Source organism: Actinocorallia sp. A-T 12471 (assembly GCF_033875155.1).
Classification (GTDB): Bacteria; Actinomycetota; Actinomycetes; order Streptosporangiales; family Streptosporangiaceae; genus Actinocorallia.
On the sequence record NZ_JAWZTE010000001.1, the window covers coordinates 58392 to 80749 of the forward strand.

The 22358-nt window shown below is 69.3% G+C and carries 25 protein-coding genes; 13 read left to right on the forward strand and 12 right to left on the reverse strand.

The window, feature by feature from the left end; genetic code table 11:
* The first annotated feature begins 1331 nt into the window (after positions 1–1331).
* On the forward strand, positions 1332–1502 hold the full coding sequence (locus tag R9X44_RS00235; RefSeq protein ID WP_319811862.1) for a hypothetical protein: 171 nt from the start codon (positions 1332–1334) through the stop codon (positions 1500–1502).
* A gap of 88 nt (positions 1503–1590) precedes the next feature.
* Here the strand turns inward: R9X44_RS00235 and R9X44_RS00240 are convergent, their stop codons facing one another.
* From R9X44_RS00240 to mshD, 7 genes are all read right to left on the reverse strand, one after another.
* Positions 1591–2742, reverse strand: a complete 1152-nt coding sequence (locus R9X44_RS00240) for an inorganic phosphate transporter (protein ID WP_319811863.1) — start codon at positions 2740–2742, stop codon at positions 1591–1593.
* Positions 2739–3356 carry a DUF47 domain-containing protein gene (locus R9X44_RS00245; RefSeq protein WP_319811864.1) on the reverse strand — a complete coding sequence of 206 codons (618 nt, stop codon included), beginning with the start codon at positions 3354–3356 and terminating at the stop codon, positions 2739–2741. The genes R9X44_RS00240 and R9X44_RS00245 overlap by 4 nt, the downstream gene beginning before the upstream one ends.
* Positions 3357–3628: 272 nt before the next feature.
* The gene (gene pstB, locus R9X44_RS00250) at positions 3629–4405 is read right to left on the reverse strand and encodes a phosphate ABC transporter ATP-binding protein PstB (protein WP_319811865.1); all 777 of its coding nucleotides are present in this window, start codon (positions 4403–4405) and stop codon (positions 3629–3631) included.
* A gap of 20 nt (positions 4406–4425) precedes the next feature.
* A complete protein-coding gene (gene pstA / locus R9X44_RS00255; RefSeq protein ID WP_319811866.1) occupies positions 4426–5316 on the reverse strand; it encodes a phosphate ABC transporter permease PstA in 891 nt (296 codons plus the stop codon).
* Positions 5313–6284, reverse strand: coding sequence for a phosphate ABC transporter permease subunit PstC (pstC, locus tag R9X44_RS00260; protein ID WP_413774900.1), 972 nt, complete (start codon positions 6282–6284; stop codon positions 5313–5315). The genes pstA and pstC overlap by 4 nt, the downstream gene beginning before the upstream one ends.
* Positions 6285–6413: 129 nt before the next feature.
* Complete coding sequence (pstS, locus tag R9X44_RS00265) at positions 6414–7523, reverse strand: phosphate ABC transporter substrate-binding protein PstS (RefSeq protein WP_319811867.1); 1110 nt, start codon at positions 7521–7523, stop codon at positions 6414–6416.
* Between the two features lie 172 nt (positions 7524–7695).
* A complete protein-coding gene (gene mshD / locus R9X44_RS00270; RefSeq protein ID WP_319811868.1) occupies positions 7696–8535 on the reverse strand; it encodes a mycothiol synthase in 840 nt (279 codons plus the stop codon).
* A gap of 155 nt (positions 8536–8690) precedes the next feature.
* Between mshD and R9X44_RS00275 the strand changes: the two genes are divergently transcribed.
* Positions 8691–10502, forward strand: a complete 1812-nt coding sequence (locus R9X44_RS00275; RefSeq protein WP_319811869.1) for a bifunctional UDP-sugar hydrolase/5'-nucleotidase — start codon at positions 8691–8693, stop codon at positions 10500–10502.
* Between the two features lie 178 nt (positions 10503–10680).
* Here the strand turns inward: R9X44_RS00275 and R9X44_RS00280 are convergent, their stop codons facing one another.
* On the reverse strand, positions 10681–11253 hold the full coding sequence (locus tag R9X44_RS00280; protein WP_319811870.1) for a TetR/AcrR family transcriptional regulator: 573 nt from the start codon (positions 11251–11253) through the stop codon (positions 10681–10683).
* A 98-nt stretch (positions 11254–11351) separates the two neighbouring features.
* On the opposite strand from R9X44_RS00280, the gene R9X44_RS00285 reads away from it, so the two are divergent.
* Complete coding sequence (locus tag R9X44_RS00285) at positions 11352–11714, forward strand: DUF4267 domain-containing protein (protein WP_319811871.1); 363 nt, start codon at positions 11352–11354, stop codon at positions 11712–11714.
* A gap of 70 nt (positions 11715–11784) precedes the next feature.
* Here the strand turns inward: R9X44_RS00285 and R9X44_RS00290 are convergent, their stop codons facing one another.
* Positions 11785–13440, reverse strand: coding sequence for an alpha/beta hydrolase (locus R9X44_RS00290; RefSeq protein ID WP_319811872.1), 1656 nt, complete (start codon positions 13438–13440; stop codon positions 11785–11787).
* A gap of 173 nt (positions 13441–13613) precedes the next feature.
* On the opposite strand from R9X44_RS00290, the gene R9X44_RS00295 reads away from it, so the two are divergent.
* Entirely contained in the window at positions 13614–13793 is a 180-nt protein-coding gene (locus R9X44_RS00295) for a hypothetical protein (protein ID WP_319811873.1), read from the forward strand.
* Positions 13794–13838: 45 nt separating this feature from the next.
* On the opposite strand, the gene R9X44_RS00300 is transcribed toward R9X44_RS00295, so the two are convergent.
* From R9X44_RS00300 to R9X44_RS00305, 3 genes are all read right to left on the reverse strand, one after another.
* A complete protein-coding gene (locus R9X44_RS00300; RefSeq protein ID WP_319811874.1) occupies positions 13839–14231 on the reverse strand; it encodes a hypothetical protein in 393 nt (130 codons plus the stop codon).
* Positions 14228–14425 carry a type II toxin-antitoxin system HicA family toxin gene (locus tag R9X44_RS35630; protein WP_413774901.1) on the reverse strand — a complete coding sequence of 66 codons (198 nt, stop codon included), beginning with the start codon at positions 14423–14425 and terminating at the stop codon, positions 14228–14230. The genes R9X44_RS00300 and R9X44_RS35630 overlap by 4 nt, the downstream gene beginning before the upstream one ends.
* Positions 14426–14660: 235 nt before the next feature.
* Positions 14661–15374, reverse strand: a complete 714-nt coding sequence (locus R9X44_RS00305; RefSeq protein ID WP_319811875.1) for a response regulator transcription factor — start codon at positions 15372–15374, stop codon at positions 14661–14663.
* 172 nt (positions 15375–15546) lie between these two features.
* On the opposite strand from R9X44_RS00305, the gene R9X44_RS00310 reads away from it, so the two are divergent.
* From R9X44_RS00310 to R9X44_RS00345, 9 genes are all read left to right on the forward strand, one after another.
* Entirely contained in the window at positions 15547–15801 is a 255-nt protein-coding gene (locus R9X44_RS00310; RefSeq protein WP_319811876.1) for a MoaD/ThiS family protein, read from the forward strand.
* Between the two features lie 71 nt (positions 15802–15872).
* On the forward strand, positions 15873–16574 hold the full coding sequence (locus tag R9X44_RS00315) for a DUF2993 domain-containing protein (protein ID WP_319811877.1): 702 nt from the start codon (positions 15873–15875) through the stop codon (positions 16572–16574).
* A gap of 121 nt (positions 16575–16695) precedes the next feature.
* The gene (locus R9X44_RS00320; protein ID WP_319812767.1) at positions 16696–17007 is read left to right on the forward strand and encodes a thioredoxin family protein; all 312 of its coding nucleotides are present in this window, start codon (positions 16696–16698) and stop codon (positions 17005–17007) included.
* Between the two features lie 123 nt (positions 17008–17130).
* Positions 17131–17196, forward strand: a complete 66-nt coding sequence (locus R9X44_RS35635; RefSeq protein ID WP_413774902.1) for a putative leader peptide — start codon at positions 17131–17133, stop codon at positions 17194–17196.
* A gap of 81 nt (positions 17197–17277) precedes the next feature.
* Entirely contained in the window at positions 17278–17700 is a 423-nt protein-coding gene (locus tag R9X44_RS00325) for a DUF4395 domain-containing protein (protein WP_319811878.1), read from the forward strand.
* Positions 17701–17713: 13 nt separating this feature from the next.
* A complete protein-coding gene (locus R9X44_RS00330; RefSeq protein WP_319811879.1) occupies positions 17714–18553 on the forward strand; it encodes a sulfurtransferase in 840 nt (279 codons plus the stop codon).
* A gap of 65 nt (positions 18554–18618) precedes the next feature.
* The gene (locus R9X44_RS00335; RefSeq protein ID WP_319811880.1) at positions 18619–18927 is read left to right on the forward strand and encodes a DUF1416 domain-containing protein; all 309 of its coding nucleotides are present in this window, start codon (positions 18619–18621) and stop codon (positions 18925–18927) included.
* A 322-nt stretch (positions 18928–19249) separates the two neighbouring features.
* Positions 19250–20344, forward strand: coding sequence for a hypothetical protein (locus tag R9X44_RS00340; protein WP_319811881.1), 1095 nt, complete (start codon positions 19250–19252; stop codon positions 20342–20344).
* A 221-nt stretch (positions 20345–20565) separates the two neighbouring features.
* On the forward strand, positions 20566–22344 hold the full coding sequence (locus tag R9X44_RS00345; RefSeq protein ID WP_319811882.1) for a hypothetical protein: 1779 nt from the start codon (positions 20566–20568) through the stop codon (positions 22342–22344).
* Positions 22345–22358 lie beyond the last annotated feature (14 nt).

Genomic DNA, 22358 nt, shown 5'->3' on the forward strand with positions numbered 1-22358 from the left:
GGACTGCGGGAAAAGAGACCCACCCAGCCCCCCGGTCCCCACCCGGGACGCCGGGCCGCGCTCCCGGGAGGCCGGGACCCCTCCGGGCCCGTGCCCACGGGAGACGACACCTCACGCCAGGGGAGTGGAACTCGCCCCTGGGGAGTCCTTCGGGCCGAGCTCCAGGGAGTCCTCCGGGCCGTGCGCCGGAAGAGCCTCACAGCCCTCGCCCTTGGAAGACGCCCCCTGCGGTCAAAAGGCGTCGGGAGAGCCTCGCGCGGGCGAAAAGTCCCGTTAGGGCACCTGAGGGGGAAGGCTCCGCAGAAGGTCCCACAGGCGAAAGCTTCCGTGGGAGGCCCTGCGGGTGAAAGGTCCCGGTAGGACCCTGGGGGAAGGCTTCACAGGAGGTCCTGCGGGCGAAAGGTCTTGGAGGAGCTTCTGCGTGTGAAAGGTCTGGGTAGGTGCCCCGTGAGGGAAAAGCCCCGGTAGGGGCCCTGCTGGGGGAACGCCCCAGGGCTCCTCGCATCCGCGTCGGGTCCGTCTGCGGGAGGTCCCTGAGTGGGGCGGTCCCGGGGCCGTGCGGGAAAGGCTCTGGGGAGGGGTCGGGGAAGTCTTCTGGGCGGGGGTGGGCTTGGGGGAGTGCCCTGTGGGGAGGTTCCGGTGGGGGCTGGCCACGGAGAAGTGCATGGTGTTGATGGCCTGCGGGGTTGGCGCGGGTTGTTCTACTTGTGGGGGTGTGGGCGACCTGCGGGACTGGCCGGGCGGGGTGCGTGTGCGGTGGGTTCGAATGTGGGGAACTGCAGTAGCTGCCCCTGCAGTCCCGGAGGGACTGCAGGGAGGAGTGCGCTCCGCGGGGGTGTTTCGGCGGGTTCTGTCCGGGTTTCGGAGGGGTGGGCGGTATGCGGAGCTGCCGGGTGGGGCTGTGGTGTGCGCGTGCTTTTTGGGTGTGGGGGAGCGGAGCAGGTATCCCGGCAAGCACGGAGGGACTGGGGGAGGGGTGCGCGCCCTGCGGGTTGTTATGTGCGGGCCCGGGGTGTGGGGCCTGGAGCACCTGTTCCCGCAGGCTCGAAGAGACTTCGGGGGTGGCTCGGTGGGTTGCTGTGTCGAGTGGGGGGTGTGGACGCTGTGCGGAACTTGCCGGGTGGGTTGTGGTGTGTGCGTGGGGGCGTGGAGCAGCTGTTCGTGCAGTCCGGAGGGACTGCGCGGCGTGGGGCACCTGCCCGGCAGGCGCGAAGGGGCTGCGGGAGGGGGTGGGGCTAGGTGGGAATAGTCCGGGGGTAGTTCGGTTGGGTCATGGGAAGGGGGCGGGGCGGCGGCGTAGCCTTGGGGTCTGGCCAAGGAGGAGGTGGACGGTGCGTCTGTCTGAACTCGACCGGCGGCTGCACGACGACGTCGCGCTGGGCGAGATCGAGCTTGTCTCGGAGCTGCTCAGCGCTGTCGCGGTCGCCGACCGCAGGCTCACCGACGCCGAGATCGACATCGTGCTCGGCGTGAGCGAGGAGCCGGCGGTGGAGCGCCGTTGAACCGCGCGTCCGAGCCCGCACCCGGGGAAGGTGCGGGCTCGGACCACGGCAGTGAGCCCAGTGAGCCCCGTGAGCCCACCGAGGCCCGCTAGACCCCGAAGAGTTTCAGCCCGAGGAACACCAGCGCGGCCATCAGGCCCGCCGCCGGCAGGGTGAAGATCCACGCGAGCAGGATGTTCCCGGCGACCCCCCACCGCACGGCCGACAGCCGCTTGGTGGCGCCGACGCCCATGATGGCCGAGGAGATGACGTGGGTCGTGGAGATGGGCGCGTGGAAGCCCATCGCCGCGATGTAGAGGATCGACGAGGCGGTCGCCTCGGCGGCGAAGCCCTTGGGCGGGTCGAGTTCGATGACCTTGCGGCCGAGCGTGCGCATGATGCGCCAGCCGCCCGCGTAGGTGCCGATGGACAGCACCGCGGCGCTGACCAGGACCACCCAGGTCGGGACGTGCCCGAGGTCGTCCTGGTAGCCGGTCGAGACCAGCGCCAGGACGATGACGCCCATGGTCTTCTGCGCGTCCTGCAGGCCGTGGCCGAACGCCATGGCCGCGGCCGACAGCGACTGCGCGATGCGGAAGCCGCGCGACACCTTGGCCGGTTTGGCCCTGCGGAACGCCCACATGATGGCGACCATGAACAGGTAGCCGAGCAGGAACCCGGCGAACGGGGAGATGATCATCGGCAGGACGACCTTCTCGACGACCTTGTCCCAGCCGACGGTGGTCGACGCGGCGATGCCCGCGCCGACGAGACCGCCGATGAGGGCGTGGGAGGACGACGAGGGGAGGCCGAACCACCAGGTGATGAGGTTCCAGATGATGGCGCCGGCGAGCGCCGCGAAGACGACGCCGAGGCCGCTGAGCCCGGTCAGGTCGGGGAGGATCTCGGCGATCGTCTTGGCGACGCCGATGCCGACGAACGAGCCGAGCAGGTTCATGATCGCGGCCATCAGGAGCGCCGCCCGCGGTGTCAGCGCCCGGGTGGACACCGAGGTGGCGATGGCGTTGGCCGCGTCATGGAAGCCGTTGGTGTAGTTGAAGCCGAGCGCCACCGCGACGACCGCGACGAGCGCGACGGTCTCGGTGGACGGGCCGAGGTGGAAGACGAAGTAGACGCCGATGGCGACGGTGAGCACCGCGCCGATGACCGACACCCATGTGGTGCGCGCCTGTTTGGTGCTGGAGGCGACGACGTGTTCCGGCACCGGCTTTTCGGCCAGCTCCGGACCCTTCGTGGTCATGATTCCTTGACCGCGATCGTCTCGATGGTGTTGGCGACGTGCTCGAAGGCGTCGGCGGCGTCCTCGAGGCGGTCGATGACCTGCTGGAGCTTCATCACCTCAAGCGTCTCGTACTCGCCGCTGAACAGGCGGGCGAGCAGCCTGCGGTGGATGCGGTCGCCCTCGTTCTCCAGGCGGTTGATCTCGATCCAGTACTCGTTCAGCTCCCGCATCGACTTGAGCCGCGGCATCGCCTCGGCGGTGAGTTCGGCGGCGCGCTCCAGGACCTCGACCTGGCGGAGCACGTCCGTCGGCAGCTTGTCGATCTTGTAGAGGACGACGAGGTCCGCCGCCTCCTCCATGTAGTCCATGACGTCGTCGAGCTGCGAGGCGAGGTCGTAGATGTCCTCGCGGTCGAACGGCGTGATGAAGCTTTCGTTGAGTCTGTGCAAGATCGCGTGAGTGCATTCGTCGCCCGCGTGCTCGCAGGCGCGCATCTTCTCCGCGATGGCCTCCCGGTCAGCGCCGTCGCTGATGAGTTCCACGAGAAGGCGGGCCCCGGTCACGATGTTGTTCGCCGAGTCGGCGAACAGGTCGTAGAAGCCGTCTTCACGAGGTGTGAGACGCAAGCGCACGTTCTTCTCCTAGTGCGGGAACTGTCCGCGTGTGATCGTAGGCGCAGTCCGGAGGTATGACGAACTTTCACCCGAGATTTCGTTCGTGTCCACCGCCCTTCTCCTGTGATGGTTACCAATGATCGCCGCGAGCACACGCCGCGACACTCGCGTTTTGCGCACTGCGCCCGGCCTCGCGCCGCTTCGGGAAGACGAAGGCCCACACCGCGCGGCGGTGTGGGCCTTATCACCGGAAGGGTGCGGCGTCCCGCCCCCCGGGACGCCTTTCGCGGTCAGCCGAAGCGGCCGGTGATGTAGTCCTCGGTGGCCTTCTCCGACGGGTTCGTGAAGATCCGCGAGGTGTCGTCGAGCTCGATGAGCTTGCCCGGCTTGCCCGTCCCGGCGATGTTGAAGAACGCGGTGCGGTCCGAGACGCGCGCGGCCTGCTGCATGTTGTGCGTGACGATGACGATCGTGTACTGCGACTTCAGCTGCGCGATCAGGTCCTCGATGGCGAGGGTGGAGATCGGGTCGAGCGCCGAGCACGGCTCGTCCATCAGCAGGACCTGCGGCTGGACGGCGATCGCGCGGGCGATGCACAGCCGCTGCTGCTGTCCGCCGGAAAGACCCGCGCCGGGCTTGGCGAGCCTGTCCTTGACCTCGTTCCACAGGTTCGCGCCCTTGAGCGACGTCTCGACGATCCCGTCGAGCTCGCTCTTGCCCTTGACGCCGTTCAGCTTGAGCCCGGCCGCGACGTTGTCGTAGATCGACATCGTCGGGAACGGGTTGGGCCGCTGGAAGACCATGCCGACAACCCGCCGGACCGCGACGGGGTCGACCTTGTCGCCGTACAGGTCCTGGTCGTCGAGCATCACCTTGCCGTCGACGCGTGCGCCGGGGATGACCTCGTGCATGCGGTTGAGCGTGCGCAGGAACGTCGACTTGCCGCAGCCCGACGGGCCGATGAAGGCGGTCACCGAGCGGGGCTCGATCGTCATGGAGACGTCCTCGACGGCGAGGAAGCCGCCGTAGTAGGCGTTGAGGCCCGAGACCTCGATCCGCTTGGCCATGGTGCGGTACTCCTTGTCAGCTATCGGATCGAGGTCCGGCGGGCCAGCAGGCGGGCGCCGATGTTGAGGACCATGATGATGAAGATGAGGGCGAGGGCCGCGCCCCACGCGCGGGAGACCGCGACCTGGTTGGGGTCGGCGGCCTGCTCCCAGATGTAGGTCGGCAGCGAGGACTGCGCGCCGCTGAACGGGTTGAAGTTGATCACCTTGGTGACCCAGATGGTCAGCAGCAGCGGCGCGGTCTCGCCCATGACGCGGGCGATCGCCAGCATGATCCCGGTGATGATGCCGGTGAACGCGGTCGGCAGGACGACCCGGGTGATGGTCCGCCAGCGCGGCACGCCGAGCGCGTAGGACGCCTCGCGCAGCTCGTTCGGGACGAGCTTCAGCATCTCCTCGGCCGACCTGACGACGGTCGGGATCATCAGCACCGCGAGCGCGAGCGAGCCCGCGAAGCCGGACACCTCGAACCCGAGCACGAGGATCCAGAACGCGAGGACGAACAGGCCGGCGACGATCGACGGGATGCCGGTCATGACGTCGACGAAGAAGCTGATGGTCCGCGCGAGCCGCTTGCCCTGCCCGTACTCGACGAGGTAGACGGCGGTGAGCACGGCGATCGGGATCGACATGGCGCTGGCCAGCGCGACCTGCTCAAGCGTTCCGACGAGGGAGTGGTAGATGCCGCCGCCGGCGTCGCGTCCGCCGATGCCGTTCATCGACTTCAGCAGGAAGTCGGGGCTGATGACCCGGATGCCCTCGCCGATCACCTTGTACAGCACGCTCACCAGCGGGATGACCGCGAGCGCGAACGCCGCGTAGACCGCGACGAGCACGATCCGGTCCTTGACCTTGCGGCCGGTCGACGTCTCCGGAATCGCCTGCCCGGTCTTGGCGGTGAGGACGCTCATTCGGTGAACTCCTTGCGGCGGGAGACCACCGCGCGGGCGGCCATGTTCACGATCATCGTGATGACGAAGAGGACGAGGCCCGAGGCGATGAGCGCGCTGCGGCCGATCCCGCCGGACTCACCGAAGGTCCGGACGATGTTGGCGGCGAAGGTGTTGCCGCCGGGCTCCAGGATGTGCCAGTTGATCCCCGCGACCGTGGACAGCACGAGCGCGATCGCGACGGTCTCGCCGAGCGCGCGGCCGAGGCCGAGCATCATCGCGCTGATGACGCCGGAGCGGCCGTAGGGCAGCACGGACAAGCGGATGGTCTCCCAGCGGGTCGCGCCGAGCGCCTGCGCGGCCTCGATGTGCGGGGTGGGCACCTGGAGGAACACCTCGCGAGAGATCGACGAGATGATCGGCAGGATCATGATCGCCAGCACGACCGAGCCGATGAAGATCGACTGCCCGCCGACGTTGTCACCGGCGAAGAGCGGGATCCAGCCCAGGTAGGTGTTGAGGAACTCGATCACCGGGTCGGCGTTCATCACCAGGAAGTGCAGGCCCCACAGGCCGTAGATGATGCTGGGCACCGCGGCGAGGAGGTCGACGACGAACCCGAGCCCGTCGGCGAGCCTGCGCGGCGCGTAGAAGGAGATGAACAGGGCGATCCCGATCGCGACGGGGGTGGCCATGAGCAGCGCGAGGAACGCCGACATGATCGTGCCGAAGGCGAGCTGGGCGATGCCGAAGCGCGGCGGGTCCGCGTTGGCGCGCCACTCGGTGTCGGTGAGGAAGTTGCCCTCGTTCGCCTGGAGCGCGGGGATCGCCTTCCACACAAGGAACGCCGCGATCGCGCCCATGATGACCAGGACGAAGATGCCGGAGCCCAGGGCCGCGCCCCGGAAGACCTTGTCGCCCCGCCTTCCCGTGCTGATCGCCCTTCTCCTGCGCGCCGCGCCGACGGCCCTGCCCTGGACCTCGTCGATGCTGGTCACACCAGCTCCTCCCTCTGCCATTTCCGGGTAACCGGGTGAGGCCCCTCCGCCGTTCTCGGCGGAGGGGCTCGGGTGGTTCTCTGCGCTCAGTGCCCTGCTCTGTTCTTGAGAGGCTGTCTCTTAGGAGACGGAGATGGCGTCGATGGAGGCCCGGACCTTGGTGATGATCTCCTGCGGGAGCGGCGCGTAACCGAGTCCCTCGAGGGCGGCCTGGCCCGCGTCGGACGCGGTGTAGGTGAGGAACGACTTCACGAACTCGCCCTCGGTGCCGGTGAGGCCGCCCTCGCAGGCGATCTCGTAGGTGACCAGGACGATCGGGTACGCGCCCGGGGTCTTGGTCGCGTAGTCGATCTTCAGCGAGAGGTCGTTGCCGGTGCCGGTGATCTCCGCGCCCGCGACGACCTTCGACGCGCTCTCGGCGGTCAGCTCGGTGTACTCGCCCGCGCCGTTCTTCACCTTGACGGTCGACAGGTCGGCGTTCTCGGCGTAGGACATCTCGACGTAGCCGATGGAGCCCTTGGACTGCTTGACCAGCGTGGTGACGCCGTCGGACTTGGTGCCGCCCTGGCCGCCGGGGGCGGTCCACACCTTGCCGAGCTCGAACTTCCACACGTCGGGGGCGACGGCGGCGAGGTACTTGGTGAAGTTGTCCGTGGTGCCGGACTCGTCCGCGCGGTGGATCGTGGTGATGTTCTCGTCCGGCAGCTTCGCGTCGGGGTTGTCGGCGGCGATCGCCGGGTCGTTCCACTTCTTGATCTCGCCCGCGAAGATCTTCGCGAGGGTCTCGGGCGACAGCTGGAGGCCCTCGACGCCCTCCAGGTTGTAGGCGACCGCGACGGGGCCGACGACCATCGGCAGGTTGAGCGCGTTGTTGCCGGCGCAGCGCTCCTTGGCCGAGGTGGCCTCTTCGGGCTTGAGCGCGGAGTCGGAGCCCGCGAAGGACGCCTGCTTGCCGATGAACGCCTCGATGCCCGCGCCGGAGCCGCTGGGGTTGTAGTTCAGAACGGCACCGGCGCAGTTCGCGGTGTAGTTCTTGATCCACTCGTCGATCGCGTTCTTCTGCGCGCTCGACCCTGCGGCGTTGACGGTGGCCGCGACGCAGTTGCCGTCGGCGGGGGCCTTGGCGGCGTCGCCGGGGGTCGTGTTGTCGTCCGAGCCGCACGCGGACAGCGCCAGGGCGCCGGTCAGGATGACGCCGCCGAGGGCCGCAAGCCGAATGCCGTTCTTCACGGGTTGTTCCTCCAGATCGCTGCGGTGATCCCCGTAGCTAGGTCAGGGAGGTGGGGTCACCGTCAGGTCTGAAGGTAGGAAGGCCAGGTGAACGGCTCGGAGCGGTCCAGGTGAACGGAGAGTGAACAGCGCCGGGATGCTTCGGGAAGAATGTCTCGATTTGGCGTAGCCGTCAGGTGAACGAGCGTCCGAACATCACATCGACCTGGTAGCGGCGGAACCCGAGTGACTCGTAAAGCCTTACGGCACTGGTGTTCTCACCGTCGACATAGAGCAGGACGGTGTCCAGCCCGAGGCCCTTCAGGTGGTGCAGACCGGCCAGGGTGAGGGTGCGGCCGAGGCCGACGCCCTGCTGCGCGGGATCGACGCCGACGACGTAGACCTCGCCCATGCCGTCGGGATGAACTTTCGTCCAGTGGAACCCGACGAGCTTGTCGTCCTTGGTGACGACGAAGAAGCCCTTCGGGTCGAACCACGGCTCGCCCATCCGGCGGCGCAGGTCCTCTTCGGTCCACTTGCCCTGCTCGGGGTGCGAGGCGAAGGACGCGGCGTTCAGGCGCAGCCAGGCGGCGGCGTCGCCCGGCTGGAAGGTGCGCAGGGTGTACCCGGCGTGGATGCGGGTCACCGGCAGCGGCTCGCCCAGCGGCCGCCGCATCTGGATCAGCGTCCGGACCGGGCTCAGCCCCTGGGACGCGGCGAGCTCGGCCGCCCCCGGCAGGTCGCCGTGCGCCCAGATCCGCGCGTCCGGCGGCAGCTCGGCGAGCAGCCTGCCGCCGATGCCGCGCCTGCGGTAGGCCGGGTCGACCACCGCCTCGGCCGATCCGGCCTCGGCGAACGCGTAGCCCGCGAGGTCGGACCCCTCCTGCACGAGGTGGTGCTCGCCGCCGCCGTGCCGCACGGCGAGCAGGGTCTGTTCGGACAGGGGAGCCACGCCGTCGGCCTCGGCGGCCCGGTCGGCCAGATCGAGGACGGCGGCTGACTGCTCGGCTGACAACTCATGCACGACGACCATAGATCGCCAGCTTATTCGTCAGTCAGTTCGTACGTCACCACCAGGACGCACACCGTCCACTCGCAGACGTTCTCATCAATCTCCAAGTGACACGTATGACGGAGATCTTTAGTGTCATCGGTGGACTCCCGTCTTCAGACCCCCAAAGGATCTGCATGAAGCCCTCAAGCAGGACGCGCAGCCTCCGCAGCACACTGCTGGCCGGGGCGGTGGCCGCCTCGGCGGTCCTCGCCGTGACAGCCCCAGGCGTCCAGGCCAAGCCCAAGCCGCCCAAGCCGCCCAAAGACCAGTCGGTCCCCGTGCGGCTGCTCGCGCTCAACGACTTCCACGGCAACCTCGAGCCCCCGACCGGGTCGTCCGGCCGGATGGTCGACGAGGCAGGCAACACCGTCGACGCCGGGGGCGCGGCCTACATCGCCGCGTGGATGGACCGGATGTCGAACAAGAACACCCTCAAGGTGGCCCAGGGCGACCTCATCGGGGCGACCCCGTTGATCTCCGCGGCCTACCACGACGAGCCGAGCGTCGAGTTCCTCGGGAACGTCGGGATCACCGTGTCGTCGGTCGGGAACCACGAGTTCGACGAGGGCTACGGCGAGCTGAAGCGGATCATGAAGGGCGGGTCGCACCCCGTCGACGGGCCGTCGCCCGCCGGGAAGTGGAAGGGCGCGAAGTACTCCTACATCGGCGCGAACGTCTTCCTTGAGGACGGGACGGCGCTGCCGAACCTGCCCGGCATGGAGATCCTCAAGAAGATCGACAAGAAGCGGCTGTCCGCGCTCGTCCGGCAGTACGGGGTGCCCGCGCTGCCGCCCATCGCGGTGCGCAAGGTCAACGGCCAGGAGATCGGGTTCATCGGCGCGGTCACCGAGACCACGCCGACGATCGTCACCGCGTCCGGGATCGCGGGGCTGAAGTTCGGCGGGGTCGTCAAGTCCGCCGAGTTCGGCTCCAAGCTGCTCAAGGAACTCGGCGTCGACGCCCAGGTGCTGCTCGTGCACGAGGGCGACAACGTGCTCACCGGCCGCTCACCCGACTCCTGCTCCACCACCACCGACCCCGACGGCAGCGCCGGGGCGGGCACCGAGATCGCGGCCAAGGCCGACCCCGAGATCGACCTCATCCTGTCGGGCCACTCCCACCAGGCGTACATCTGCACGGTGAAGGACCCGTCGGGCAACCCGCGCCTGTACAGCCAGGGCGGCTCGTTCGGCCGGGTCATCTCCCAGGTCGACCTCAAGATCTCCAAGAAGACCGGCGAGATCGACAGGTCGTCGGTGACGATCGACAACCAGATCGTCACCCGCGACATCCCCGCGCACGCCAAGACCGCCGCGTTCGTCCAGACCTGGAAGGATCGGGTCGCCGACGTCGCGAACAAGCCGGTCGGCTCGATCACCGCGGACCTGACCCGCGCGACGACCCCGTCGGGGGAGACGACGCTCGGCAACCTCATCGCCGACGCGCAGCTCGCCGCCACCAAGGGCGAGGGCGGCGCGCAGATCGCGCTGATGAACCCCGGCGGCGTCCGCGCGGACCTGCCTTACGAGCCGGACGGCGGCGTCGTCACGTACGGCGAGGCGTTCGCGGTGCAGCCGTTCAACAACCTCATGCAGGTCGTGACGCTCACCGGGGCGCAGCTCGACGCGCTCCTCGAGCAGCAGTGGACGGCCTCGCGTACGGCGGTGCTGCTCCCGTCGGCGAGCCTGACGTACACCGCGACGCTCGCGAACCCGTTCGGCGAGCGCGTCAGCGGGATCAGGATCGACGGCGTGGCCGTCGACCCGGCCGGGACCTACCGGGTCGCGGCGAACAACTTCCTCGTCGGCGGCGGCGACGCCTTCTCCGTCTTCACCCAGGGCACGAACCTGTGGAGCGGGCCGCTCGACCTCGACGCGTTCACCGCGTACCTGACCGCCAACTCCCCGGTCGCGCCCCCGGCGACCGACCGCATCACCCTCGGCTAGGACGGGCCGCGCGTTTCCTTCGGCGCGCGGCCCCGTCCCTTCCCAAGGCCCCCACGTCTCGCGGCGTGGGGGCCTTCTGCGTTGTGCGGCCTGCGTGTACGGCCTGCGTGTGCGGCCGGTGTGTACGGCCTGCGTGTGCGGCCTGCGTGTGCGGCCGGTGTGTGCGGCTGCGGGTGCGTCAGCCCGCCAGACGGGACAGCAGGAGGGCGAGGCGGCGGTCGTGGTCCTGTCGGGGGAGGCGGCCGTTGCGGGTGAGCGTGAGCAGGCCGTGCAGGCAGCTCCACAAGACCTCGGCGAGGACCGCCTCCTCCCCGGGCCCGGCCATCGGACGGACGGCGCGGCACAGCTCCGCGAAGCACTCCTGGAGCGCGCTGGGGGTCTCCGGGGTGGCCCAGGGCAGCGGGAGCACCCGGTTGAACATGACGTCGTACAGCTCGGGACAGCGCTCGCCGAACGCCAGATAGGCGGCGGACACCTCCGCTAGCGTCTCCTGCCCGGGTGCGGCCTCCCGGCCCGCCGCGCGCAGCTCAGCCGCGAGGTCGGCCGACCCCTCGACGGCCACGGCCGCCATGATCGCGTCCTTGCCCTTGAAGTGGCTGTACAGGACGGGCTGGCTGTACTCGACGCGCTCGGCGAGCCGCCGGGTCGTGACCGCGTCCCACCCCTCGGCCTCGACGAGCTCGCGCGCCGCCATGACGATCAGCCGTTCCCGCTCCGCGCGCTCCCGCTCACGTCTCGCTTGTATCGACATGACACTGATTCTAGCAGTGCTAGCCAATCTGTCGAAGCTATGTTAGCGTCATTCTTGTTGCTAGCGCTGCTAGAAAAACTTGGAGAGGGAGTCCCCCCATGCTCACGTTCGCCGCCTACGGGCTCGCCATCGTCCTGTCCGTCTTCTGCGCCTATATCGGCGCGTTGTTCCTTCTTCGTCCTGTGGCCTCCGCCGCCGGTTATGGCGTCCCGTCGGAGATGAGCGCGTACCTGACCGTCAAGGGGCTGCGCGACTTCAGCTACGGGGTCCTCGGGCTCGTCCTGATCGCGTTCGCCGATCCGTCGGCGGTGGGGCTGTACATGCTCGTCGTGGCCCTCAACCCCCTCGGCGACACCCTTGTTGTGCTGCGGAACGGCGGGACCAAGGCCGTCGCCTTCGGGATCCACTTCGCGACCGCCGTCGCCGTCCTCGTCAGCGCGGGCCTGATGTTCGCCGTGTAGTGGCGGCGCACGAAACGGCTCAGGCCGGACCCCGTGGCGGGGTCCGGCCTGAGGAGTTCTCGGGGGAGGGTCAGAAGGGGAGGTAAGGGCGGATCTTGCCGGAGATCCGCTCGGCCTCCGCGAGGGGGTTCGGGGCGCGACCACCGGCCACGATGATGTCCCCGCCGTCCATGTCCGGGATCGGCTGGCCCTTGCAGGACGTCCCGGCCTTCGGGTACGTGCCGTCGAGGAGGTAGGACTCCACGATCCGGTTCACGCACGGGTTGTCACCGAGGTAGACGCCGTGGTCGCCCTCGTTCTTCACGACCACCAGGCGGCTGTTCCGGTACTTGGCGTGCGCGGCCTCGGCCCCGTCGAGCGGGGTCGCCGGGTCGAGCGCCGACTGGATCATCAGCAGCCGCGGGCCCTTGACCCCGGCCGGACGCTTCAGCTTCGGGTTCTTCGCCGGGAACTTCCAGTGCTGGCAGGGGTTGTCGGCGAGGTAGTAGCCGATGAGCGGGTACTTCTTCCCGGCCGCGACCGCCTGCGCCTTCAGGTCCTTCGGCGTCCCGGAGAACCGCGTGTCGTTGCAGGTGATGTCGTAGTACGTCGGCGTCTCACCCGCGTACGGGTCGGTCGCCGCGGGCTTGCGCACCGGACGCGTCCGCGCGCTGGACGGGAACGCCTGCGCGGCGTAGTACGCGAGCGTGTCGGCCGCGTAGGCGAACATGTACTTCACGTACATCGCCGAGGCGATCGTGTTGTCGAGCGTCGGGCCGTCGAGCGTCTCGATCCAGCCGCCGCCCGTGTCGACCTCGATCGGGCCCTTCTCGGCGATGGCCGTCCTGATCTCCTCGTACCTGGCGATGACGGCCGACGCCGTCGTCCCGAGGCCGAAGGTCTTGTCGTTCTTGGCCGCCCACGGCGCGAACTGCTTGACGAACCTGTCCTGGAAGCCCTTCGGCTGCCGGTCGGCCGCCTTCTTCCACGTCGAGGTGAAGTCGACGTTCGAGTCGAGCACGAAGCGCCGGGAGTGCTGCGGGAAGTAGCGCGCGTAGTGCGCGCCGAGCCAGGTGCCGCCCGAGAAGCCGAGCCAGTCGATCTTCTTGACCTGCTTGCCCGACGAGTCCCGCAGGTTCCGCCTGATCCACTCGAGGTCGTGGACGGTCTGGTGGGTCGTCACATAGCGCGCGGGAAGCTTCTTCGCGCCCTTCTGGCACGCCTTCGCGGTCTTCTTCGCGTCGGCGAGGATCTTGTCGAGGTTCCCCGCGACGCGCGGGTCGCGTCGGGCGTAGGACATGCCGGGGCATCTGGCCTGGGTGCTGAGGCCGGTGCCGCGCACGTCGATGCCGATGATGTCGAGGTTCTTCAGCATCCGCTCGCGTCCGGCGGCGGCGAACACCAGCGGCAGCTCGAGCCCGTAGCCTCCGGGGCCGCCCGGGTTGGTGAACAGCACGCCCTTGGGCTTGCCGCTCTTGGCCTTCAGCCGGGTGAACGCCAGCGTGATCTTCTTGCCCTTCGGCTTGCGCCAGTCGAGCGGCGCCTTGATCGTCGCGCACTCGAGGCGCTTGTACTGCGCGGGGAGCGGCACGATCGGCCCGAAGCAGTTCTCCCAGACGACCTTCTGCGCCCCGACCCCCGCGAACGGGTCGCCGGCCGCGCTCGCGCCGCCCGCCGGACCGAGGATGCCCCCCAACAGCACAAGGCCGAGCCCGGCCCCCGCAAACCTGCCCACGGCAAGCCGCATACATCCTCCTCGAACGAAAGGAAGGGCCCCCGGCCGTCACCCGACCGAAGACCCTCACCAAGCCGCCAAAGAGAATCTCACAGACATATGCCGCAAACCCACCCCCACCCCCCGAAAGTCACCACATCGAGTCCTCCCCGAAACCCAGGTTGCCGCGGCGGGTCGTCGAGCGCGTGCGGGCGCAGGCGAAGGAGCGAGGGCTGAAGCCGACGGCGTACCTGCGCGAGATCGTGGAGGCGTCGGTGGGCGACGAGGACGAGGAGGGACAGGGTGAGACCCGGATACCCGTCACCGCACTACGGGCGTTCCTCAACGAGTACGTAGGCGAGGAAAAGGCCCGCCGTGCCGGCTAAGACACGCGAAGAGCCCCCGGGCCGTGCGCGACGCCCCGGGGGTGCTCAAGCGCCGGCGCGTTCGGTGTCGGTTGCGAGAAGCTGGGAGACGCGTTGCGGGGACACATGAAGGATGGTGGCGATCTCCTTGCCGGTGAGCCCTTCGCGTTTGAGCTTGTACGCGACGGTCCGCGTCGAGCGCGCGGCCTCGGCCGCGGCGGACTGGGCCGCGGCGGTCGCCTCGCGGGCCGCGCGCATCTCCTCGTCGAGGCCGTCGCCGACGCTCGGGACGATCAAGACCGAGAAGGCGTCCGCCGGGACGTCGAGTTCGAGGGCGATGTAGTCGCGGGCGGCGGCTTCGGCCTCGGTGAGCCGGTGGACCTGGGTGACTCCGACGCCGTCGATGTGAAGTTCCCATCCGCGCTCCCAGCGCAAGGCGCGCACCGTGTAGTCCCTCACCGCAACCACCCCTCCGGTAGGCACTTCAGGCGGTCCACGGTGTCCCCGACAACGCCCGGCGACACCTCGCGGTGACGCGGAAGGATCGCCGTGTGCCGTCCACAGGGGCAGATCCACTTCGTGTGGCGGCCCGTGTCGGAGCGGACGGAACACCCGTGTTTGAGCAAGGCCCTCACCAGGTCCCTTAGCTTCATCGCCGTTGGCACGAGGCTAAATCTAGGGGGTCTAGACGTCAAGTCAAATCTGTGTGCGCATAGCTACATCAGGTAGTAAGCGCAGGTGGTCGCTATGTCGATTTGATTGGTGTAGGTCCGGGATGTGCCAGGGACGCGAAGAGCCCCCGGGCGGGGGGCGCGGGGGCTTCTTGGCGTGCGGGGTGGGCCTACCGGCGGGTAGGAACGTTCCAGGGGCCGGTGGGTGGTGGGGTGGTCAGTTCTTGCCGGCGAGGGCCTCTTCCGGGTCGCCGGGGCGGTGGTCGGGGACGAAGCGGTAGCCGACGTTGCGGACCGTGCCGATCAGGGACTCGTACTCCGCGCCGAGCTTGGCGCGCAGGCGGCGCACGTGGACGTCCACGGTGCGGGTGCCGCCGAAGTAGTCGTATCCCCAGACCTCCTGGAGCAGCTGGGCGCGGGTGAAGACCCGGCCGGGGTGCTGCGCGAGGTACTTCAGCAGCTCGAACTCCTTGAACGTGAGATCGAGCACCCGGCCGCGGAGCCGGGCGGTGTAGGTCGCCTCGTCGATGGTCAGGTCGCCGGAACGGATCTCGCCGGGCTGGTCCTCCGCCTCGCCGGCCGACGAACGGCCGATCGCGAGCCGGAGCCTGGCCTCGACCTCGGCCGGACCCGACGCCTGCAGCAGCACGTCGTCAAGACCCCACTCGGGGGTGAGCGCGGCGAGGCCGCCCTCGGTGACGACGGCCAGCAGCGGGCAGTCAAGACCGGTCGTGCGCAGCAGCCTGCACAGGCTCTTGGCCTGGACGAGGTCGCGGCGCGCGTCGACGAGGATCACGTCGGCCGGTGGTGCGTCGATCAGGGCGGACGCCTCCGCCGGCGCGACGCGGATCGAGTGCAAGAGCAAACCCAACGCCGGAAGAACCTCGTCTGACGGTTCCAGAGCGTTGGTGAGCAACAGCAAGCTGCTCAACGGCCGCCTCCCTCTCTTGCCCTTCGGGGGTGGAATATCCCCTTAAAGACGTCAAGGACCCGGGGGCCTCATCGCCCGGATCCTTCGCTAGAAGCTTATACGAGCCCTCGAAAGGGGCAATGGTCGGCCGACCGATTCATTACGGGCGATACATGAATGAGATCCTTGGACGATGGCCAACGGAGTGATCCGCTACTGGGCCGCGGCCAAGGCCGCCGCCGGCGTCCCGGAGGAACCCTACGCGGCGGAGACCGTCGCCGAAGCGCTGGAAAACGCCTGCACTGGGCGGGATGCGGAGTTTCGACGGGTTCTTCGGCGCAGCTCGTTCCTGCTCGACGGCGCCCCCGTCGGGGCACGTCCGCACGCCTCGGTGACGCTCCCCGAGGGCGGCGTCCTCGAGGTTCTCCCCCCGTTCGCCGGTGGTTGACGTCACATTAAGAACTTTCCGGGCATTAACCTTCGTCCCACTGGTGTACGCCCCAGGAACCCGGAGGTCCGATGCGCAAGGTGCTGATCGTCCTGCTCGTGCTGATCCTCGCCGGGCTCTTCGGAGCCGACCGGTACGCGGAGTCCCGCGCCGAGGCCGAGGTCGCGCGCCAGGTCGCGGTCCAGTACCGGCTGACGTCCGAGCCGTCCGTCTCCTTCGGCGGCTTCCCGTTCCTCACCCAGGCGCTGTCCGGCAAGTACGACTCGGTCGACGTGTCCATCGGCGCGTTCACCGACCAGGGCATCTCCCTCCAGGACGTCAACGTCAGGCTGGAGGGCCTGAACGCGCCGCTGTCGGACCTCATGAACGGCGACGCGTCATCCCTGACGGCCGACAAAGCGGTCGCCTCGGCCGTCATCCCCTACGGGATCGTGCAGAAGCAGCTCGCCGACCGCGGCGTGACGGCGGTCGCGCGCAGCGCCGACGGGAACGTCCTCGCCAAGGGCACCTACAGCGCGCCGGTCGTCGGCGAGATCCCGATCGACCTGACCGTCTCCCTGCGCCTCACCGACGAGGGCGTCGCGATCGTGCCGGAGAAGGTCGCCGCCGTCGGCTTCCAGGTGCCGCTCGCCGCGGTGAAGGGCATGTTCACCCACACGATCCCGATCTCCGGCCTGCCGTTCGGCGCGAAGATCACCGGCGTCGAGCCCGTCGCGTCGGGGCTGAAGGTCACCGGCGAGGCCGCCAACGTCCCCCTCAACCGGGCGCTCTAGCACCCCGATCGCATACATTTCCGGTATGACCGGAGCTCTCGTCGCCGTGGCGACCCTCGCCCTGTGCACCGTGTTCGGCCTGGTCTGGCAGCGACGGACCGGAAGGCTGAAGGCGCAGGGGATGGCCGAGCAGACCCGCACGTGGGACTTCGAGCTGGGGGAGCGGGCGACCCTCCTGCAGTTCTCCAGCGCCTTCTGCGCGCCGTGCCGGGCCACCCGGCGCGTCCTCGAGGACGTCGCGGGCATGGTCGACGGCGTCCGGCACATCGAGGTCGACGCCGAGGCCCACCTCGACCTCGTCCGCGAGCTGAACGTCCTCAAAACCCCGACGGTCTTCGTCCTCGACGCGTCCGGCGCGATCGTCCAACGGGCTTCCGGACAGCCCCGTAAGGCCGACGTCATCGCCGCCCTGGGACGTTCCACCAGCGTCTGAACCCACACTGACCAGCCGAAACGATCTTCTAACGGCGTGGTAATCGTCTCGTCATACGAGACGGGGGTGACATCGCGCCGGAAGGCTCGTAACATCGTGTCCGTGCGTTACTGGACAGAGCAGATGCTGACGAAGCGACGGGCGGTTGACTACTGCCGCGTCGCCACAGCGCTCTGTCGCATGGCCTGAGAACAGCCGTAGCCGCTGTCGCGGGGAGCTCCCCGCACCGTCCAGGCGCCCGCACTACCTGCTTCCTGAGGGAGCACCCACATGAAAGTCGACCCGCGAGGTCAGCGTTTCGCTGCCTTCCTCACCTCGATCGTCCTGTTGGCTGTTCTCCTCACCGGAAGCTGGGCGCTCCTCGCCGCTCAGGCCGTGGTGTTCGCGATCGGAGTTCTCTTCGGACTGCGTCACCATCCGTACGGGCTGGTCTTCGCCCGCCTCGTACGGCCGCGCTTGGGCCCCCCGGCAGAACTCGAGGACGAAGCCCCGCCGCGTTTCGCGCAGGGCGTCGGCCTTGCGTTCGCGCTGGTGGGCGTGGCCGGATACAGCCTGGGAGCCACGTGGCTGGGCATCACAGCCACCGCCTTCGCACTCGGGGCGGCGTTCCTGAACGCCGCGTTCTCGTTCTGTCTCGGGTGCGAGATGTTTCTGATCATCAAGCGTGTCACGCCGAAGAAGAAGTTCTCCTAGAGGAGGTTCCGTAATGAGCCGCAACGACGTCCTGGTGGACGCCGCCTGGGTCGAGGCCAACCTTGACGCCCCCGGCCTGGTGCTGGTCGAGGTCGACGAGGACGTCTCCGCCTACGACAAGGGTCACATCCGTGGCGCCGTCAAGCTGGACTGGAAGACCGAGCTGCAGGACCCGGTCCGCCGCGACTTCGTGGACCAGGTCGGCTTCGAGCAGCTGCTGTCGTCCAAGGGCATCGCCAACGACGACACCGTGATCCTGTACGGCGGCAATAACAACTGGTTCGCGGCCTACGCGTACTGGTACTTCAAGCTGTACGGCCACGAGAACGTCAAGCTGCTCGACGGCGGCCGCAAGAAGTGGGAGCTCGACTCGCGCGAGCTGGTCACCGACGTCCCGACCCGTCCGGCCACCGACTACAAGGCCAAGGCGCAGGACCTCGCGATCCGCGCGTTCCGCGACGAGGTCGTCGACGCCATCGGCAACAAGGGCCTGATCGACGTCCGCTCCCCCGACGAGTTCAGCGGCAAGCTGCTCGCGCCGGCCCACCTGCCGCAGGAGCAGGCGCAGCGCGCCGGCCACGTGCCGACCGCCCGCAACATCCCGTGGTCCAAGGCCGCGAACGACGACGGCACCTTCAAGTCCGACGAGGACCTGCGCGCGCTGTACACCGAGGCGGGCGTCGACCTCGACAACCCGATCATCGCCTACTGCCGGATCGGCGAGCGCTCCTCGCACACCTGGTTCGCCCTGAAGGAGCTGCTCGGCCTGCCCGACGTCAAGAACTACGACGGTTCCTGGACCGAGTACGGCTCGCTGGTCGGCGTGCCGGTCGAGCTCGGCCCCGCGAAGTAGTCCGGGTCTCCCGGTAATTCCGGCCACAGCCAAGTTCGGTTCAAAGCTCCAAAGGGAGAACAGTCATGACCCAGGGATGCGCCGCCCCGGCCCAGACCGCTCACCTTCCGGCGACCGTCGACCTCAACAACGAGGCGGTGATCCAGGGCACCGTCATCCGTGACGGGTCCCCCGTCTCGGGCGCCTACGCCAGGCTGCTCGACTCCAGCGGTGAGTTCACCGCCGAGGTCGTCACCAGCGAGGAGGGCGTGTTCCGCTTCTTCGCCGCCGACGGTTCCTGGACCGTCCGCGTCCTGGCCCCCGGCGGGGTCAGCGTGGACTCGTCCGTGACCGCCGAGACCGGCACCATCGCCGGCCTCGAGGTCGCCATCTAGGCAGAGCGGAAATCTCCCCGTACGCAAGAGCCCCGGAACCCGTTCCGGGGCTCTTCGCATACCCGGCAACCTCGGGGGCCAGGCGAGCTTCGGTCCCCGGCAGTTCGGCGGCCGGCAAGCTTGGGTCCCCGGCCGCTCGGAGCCCGGCGAGCTCGGGGGCCAGGCGAGCTTGGGGGCCTGGCAACGCCCCCGAGTCGTCCGCCCGCCCGCAGGGCCGGGCGCCCCCGGTGTCGCCCCGGAGGCCCCCCAGGGCCGGAGGGGCGGCGCCGGGCTTGTAAGGCGCCCGGCCCTGCGGGCCAATAAACAGGTAAAGTTCTGGGGTATGGGTAATCCCGGGAGCCATGAGCCGTCGCCCTATCAGGGGCAGAGCCCGGGGGAGGAGACCCACCTCGGGACGCCGCTGGTGCAGCCAGGGCAGCCGCAGGGCGCGCCGCCGTCGTTCGCGCAGCCGCCCGGCGCGCAGCCCGAGCAGCCGCCGCAGTCAGGGCCCGGCACCCAGCCGCCGTTCCCCGCCGCGCCCTTCGCCCCGCAGCCCGGCGCGCCGCAGCCCTTCGCGCAGCCGGAGGCCGCGCCGCAGGCGTTCGCGCAGCAGCCGGGCACCCCGCCGCCGTTCGCGCCGCCCTCCGGCACCCCGCAGCCCTTCGCGCCCCCGTACGGCGCGGGCTACGCGCCGCCCGGCACGCCGCCGCCGTTCGGGCAGGGCGGGTTCCCCGCGCCGCCGCCCGGCCCGCCGAAGGCCAAGACGAACCCCGTGCTCATCGTGGGCGCGGTCGTGGTGGCCCTCGTCGTCGCGGTGGGCGCGGTGACGGCCGTCAGCCTGCTCGGCAAGGACGAGGCCAAGGACAAGCGGCCCGTCGTGGCGCTCCCGACGGTGAGCGCCCCGCCGATCCCGACGGTGTCGATCCCGCCGATCGACGTGCCGACGCTCCCGGCCGACACCGGCCCGAGGCAGGTCCCCGACATCCTGAAGGCGTCGGTGAAGACGTCGTTCGGCACGACCTACCGCAGGGTCGGGACGGCGTCAGGCAAGTGCCCGTCTATCGCGCCCAAGAGCCTGCGCAAGGCGCTGACGAAGAACCCGTGCATAGGCAGGTTCAAGGGAGCGGTCTACAGCAGCCCCAAGAAGGACGCCGTCATCACGGTCGTCATCATGCCGATGAAGAGCACCGAGGCCGCCTCGGCGGTGAAGCGCGCGAGCCAGTACCCGTACCTGATCGCGCCGAAGAAGGGCAGCGGCGTGAAGTCGTTCGGCGACGGCCTCGTGCACACCTGGTGCCAGATCCACACCCAGGGCAACCTCGTGCTGTTCTCCATGGCCTACCGCGGCGACCTCGGCAAGAAGGACAAGGACGGCGTCGCCAACAAGGCGTCGGCCGAGCTCGGCACCGAACTGAGCAACGTCCTCATCCAGCGGTGACCCACGTGTCACGCAGCGGCAGGGATATCGGTCGGATGTCCGGCGAGTTGTGTCGTGTGCCCGACTTGGCATGAAGGCTCCCGACCTGTTCCGTTGAACTCCGGGCGGAAAACCGGCAACCTTCTTAGTCTGACACCAGTGGGAAACTACCGGACACGCCGCGACTGACACATGCAGGAACCTTCGGACGAACAGGGGACACCGGACGTGGACGACGTGAGGTGGACCGCACGGTTATGGACCGGGTCTTCGTCGGCTGGCGCTACGCACAGACGCACCCCGACCCGGGGCCGGCACCCCGGCCTCCGTCCCCGCACGTCCGCGTCGCGCCCACGTGGCGGGAGGAGGCCGAACGGTACGAGGGCGAGACGCTGCTCAACCGTCCGCTGAAGTACACCGCCGGGTTCTCGGGCGCGGGGGCCGTGCTGCTGTTGACGCTCGGCGTGCTGGACTGGCTGCCGTGGCCGTTCGCGCTCGTCGGGCTGCTCGCGTGCGCGCTCGTCGCGGGCATCACGGGGTGGGCGATCTGGCAGGGCGAGCAGGCGATGCGGATTCGTCGGCGGGCCGAGCAGGTCAGGCAGGACCGGGAGCGGGCGCGGGTCGAGCGGCGGCGCGCGGAGGCCGAGGACGGGTACGTCCGGGCGCGCCTGGCGTGGGAAAGGCAGCGCGCCGCCTACGAGGACCAGCCCGAGTGGCATCCCGTGCCCGTCCCGCCCGGCGTCGACAGGATCGACGTCGCCGGCGGCACCCTCGCGGGGTGGGCCGCCGCCGTCACCCTGATGGGCTCGGCGCGGCTCGCGGCCGGATCGCAGGTGACCGTCCTCGACCTTTCCGAGGGCGCTGTCGCGCGCGACCTGCTGCGCGCCGCCGGAGACGACCCGCTGGTGTGGGTGCTGCCCGCCGACCTGCGCCGCTTCGACCTCGGCGCGCGGCTGTCCCCGTCGGCCCTCGCCGACGTGCTCTCCGTCGTCGTCAACGCCACGGAAGCCGAGTCGACCGTACGCGACACCTCGATAGACAACTCGATCCTCGAGCGCGTCATCTCCGTCCTCGGCGAAACGCCCCGGATCAGCCAGATCACCGCCGCGCTGCGCGCCCTCGGCCAGGTCGGCGACCCCCGCGACGACCTGCGCGCCGGCCTCCTCACCGAGCCCCAGCTCGACGCCCTCACCACCCTGTTCGGCAGAACCGCCGCCGACCGCGTCGTCCTGGAACGCGCCTGGACCCTGGAATCCCAACTCCGCAAACTCGACGACCTGGGCGCGGAAACCGTCCACCTCCCCCCAGCGCGCTTGCGCGTGGTCTCCCTCGACCGCAAAGCAGGCGTCCTCACCAACAAGGTCCTGGGCACCTACGTAGCGACAGTCCTCACGCACCTCCTACGCCAGTCCCCCAGCAGCAACCCCTGGGACCACACCCTCTTCCTCTGCGGCGCGGAGAAGCTACGCGGCGACGTCATAGACCGCCTGACCGACGCCTGCGAAACCACAGGCACCGGCCTGGTCCTCCTCTACCGGACCATCCCCCCACACGTCCGCGAACGCCTCGGCCGAGGCAGCAGCGCCGTCGGCTTCATGCGCCTGGGCAACGCCGACGACGCCGCCGCAGCCGCCGCCTACCTGGGCGCAGACCCCCGCCTCCTCCTGGCGGAAACGACCGAACGCGCCTCCCCGGAAGAACCCACCGGCCCCTACCCCAGCACCATCGCCTACGCCCGCCGCAAACAAGACGAACACATCCTCACCGCCCCCGTAACCGCCCCCACCCACCCCGCCCCCACCCTCCTGGACGCCATCCGCACCGGCCCCTGGCCCGACACGGTCGCCGGTGCCCCCACCCCCCAACCCACCCGGGAACTCCGCCCAGAACGCCGCCAACTCCAGGACCTCCCCCCCACCGCCATGGTCTTCGCCCACAAATCCAAAATCCACCTCCTCGACACCAACCCCGGCATCCTCACCCTCCCCACCGCCCACCCCCTAACCCCCAACAAAGACTGACAACCCGCATGACG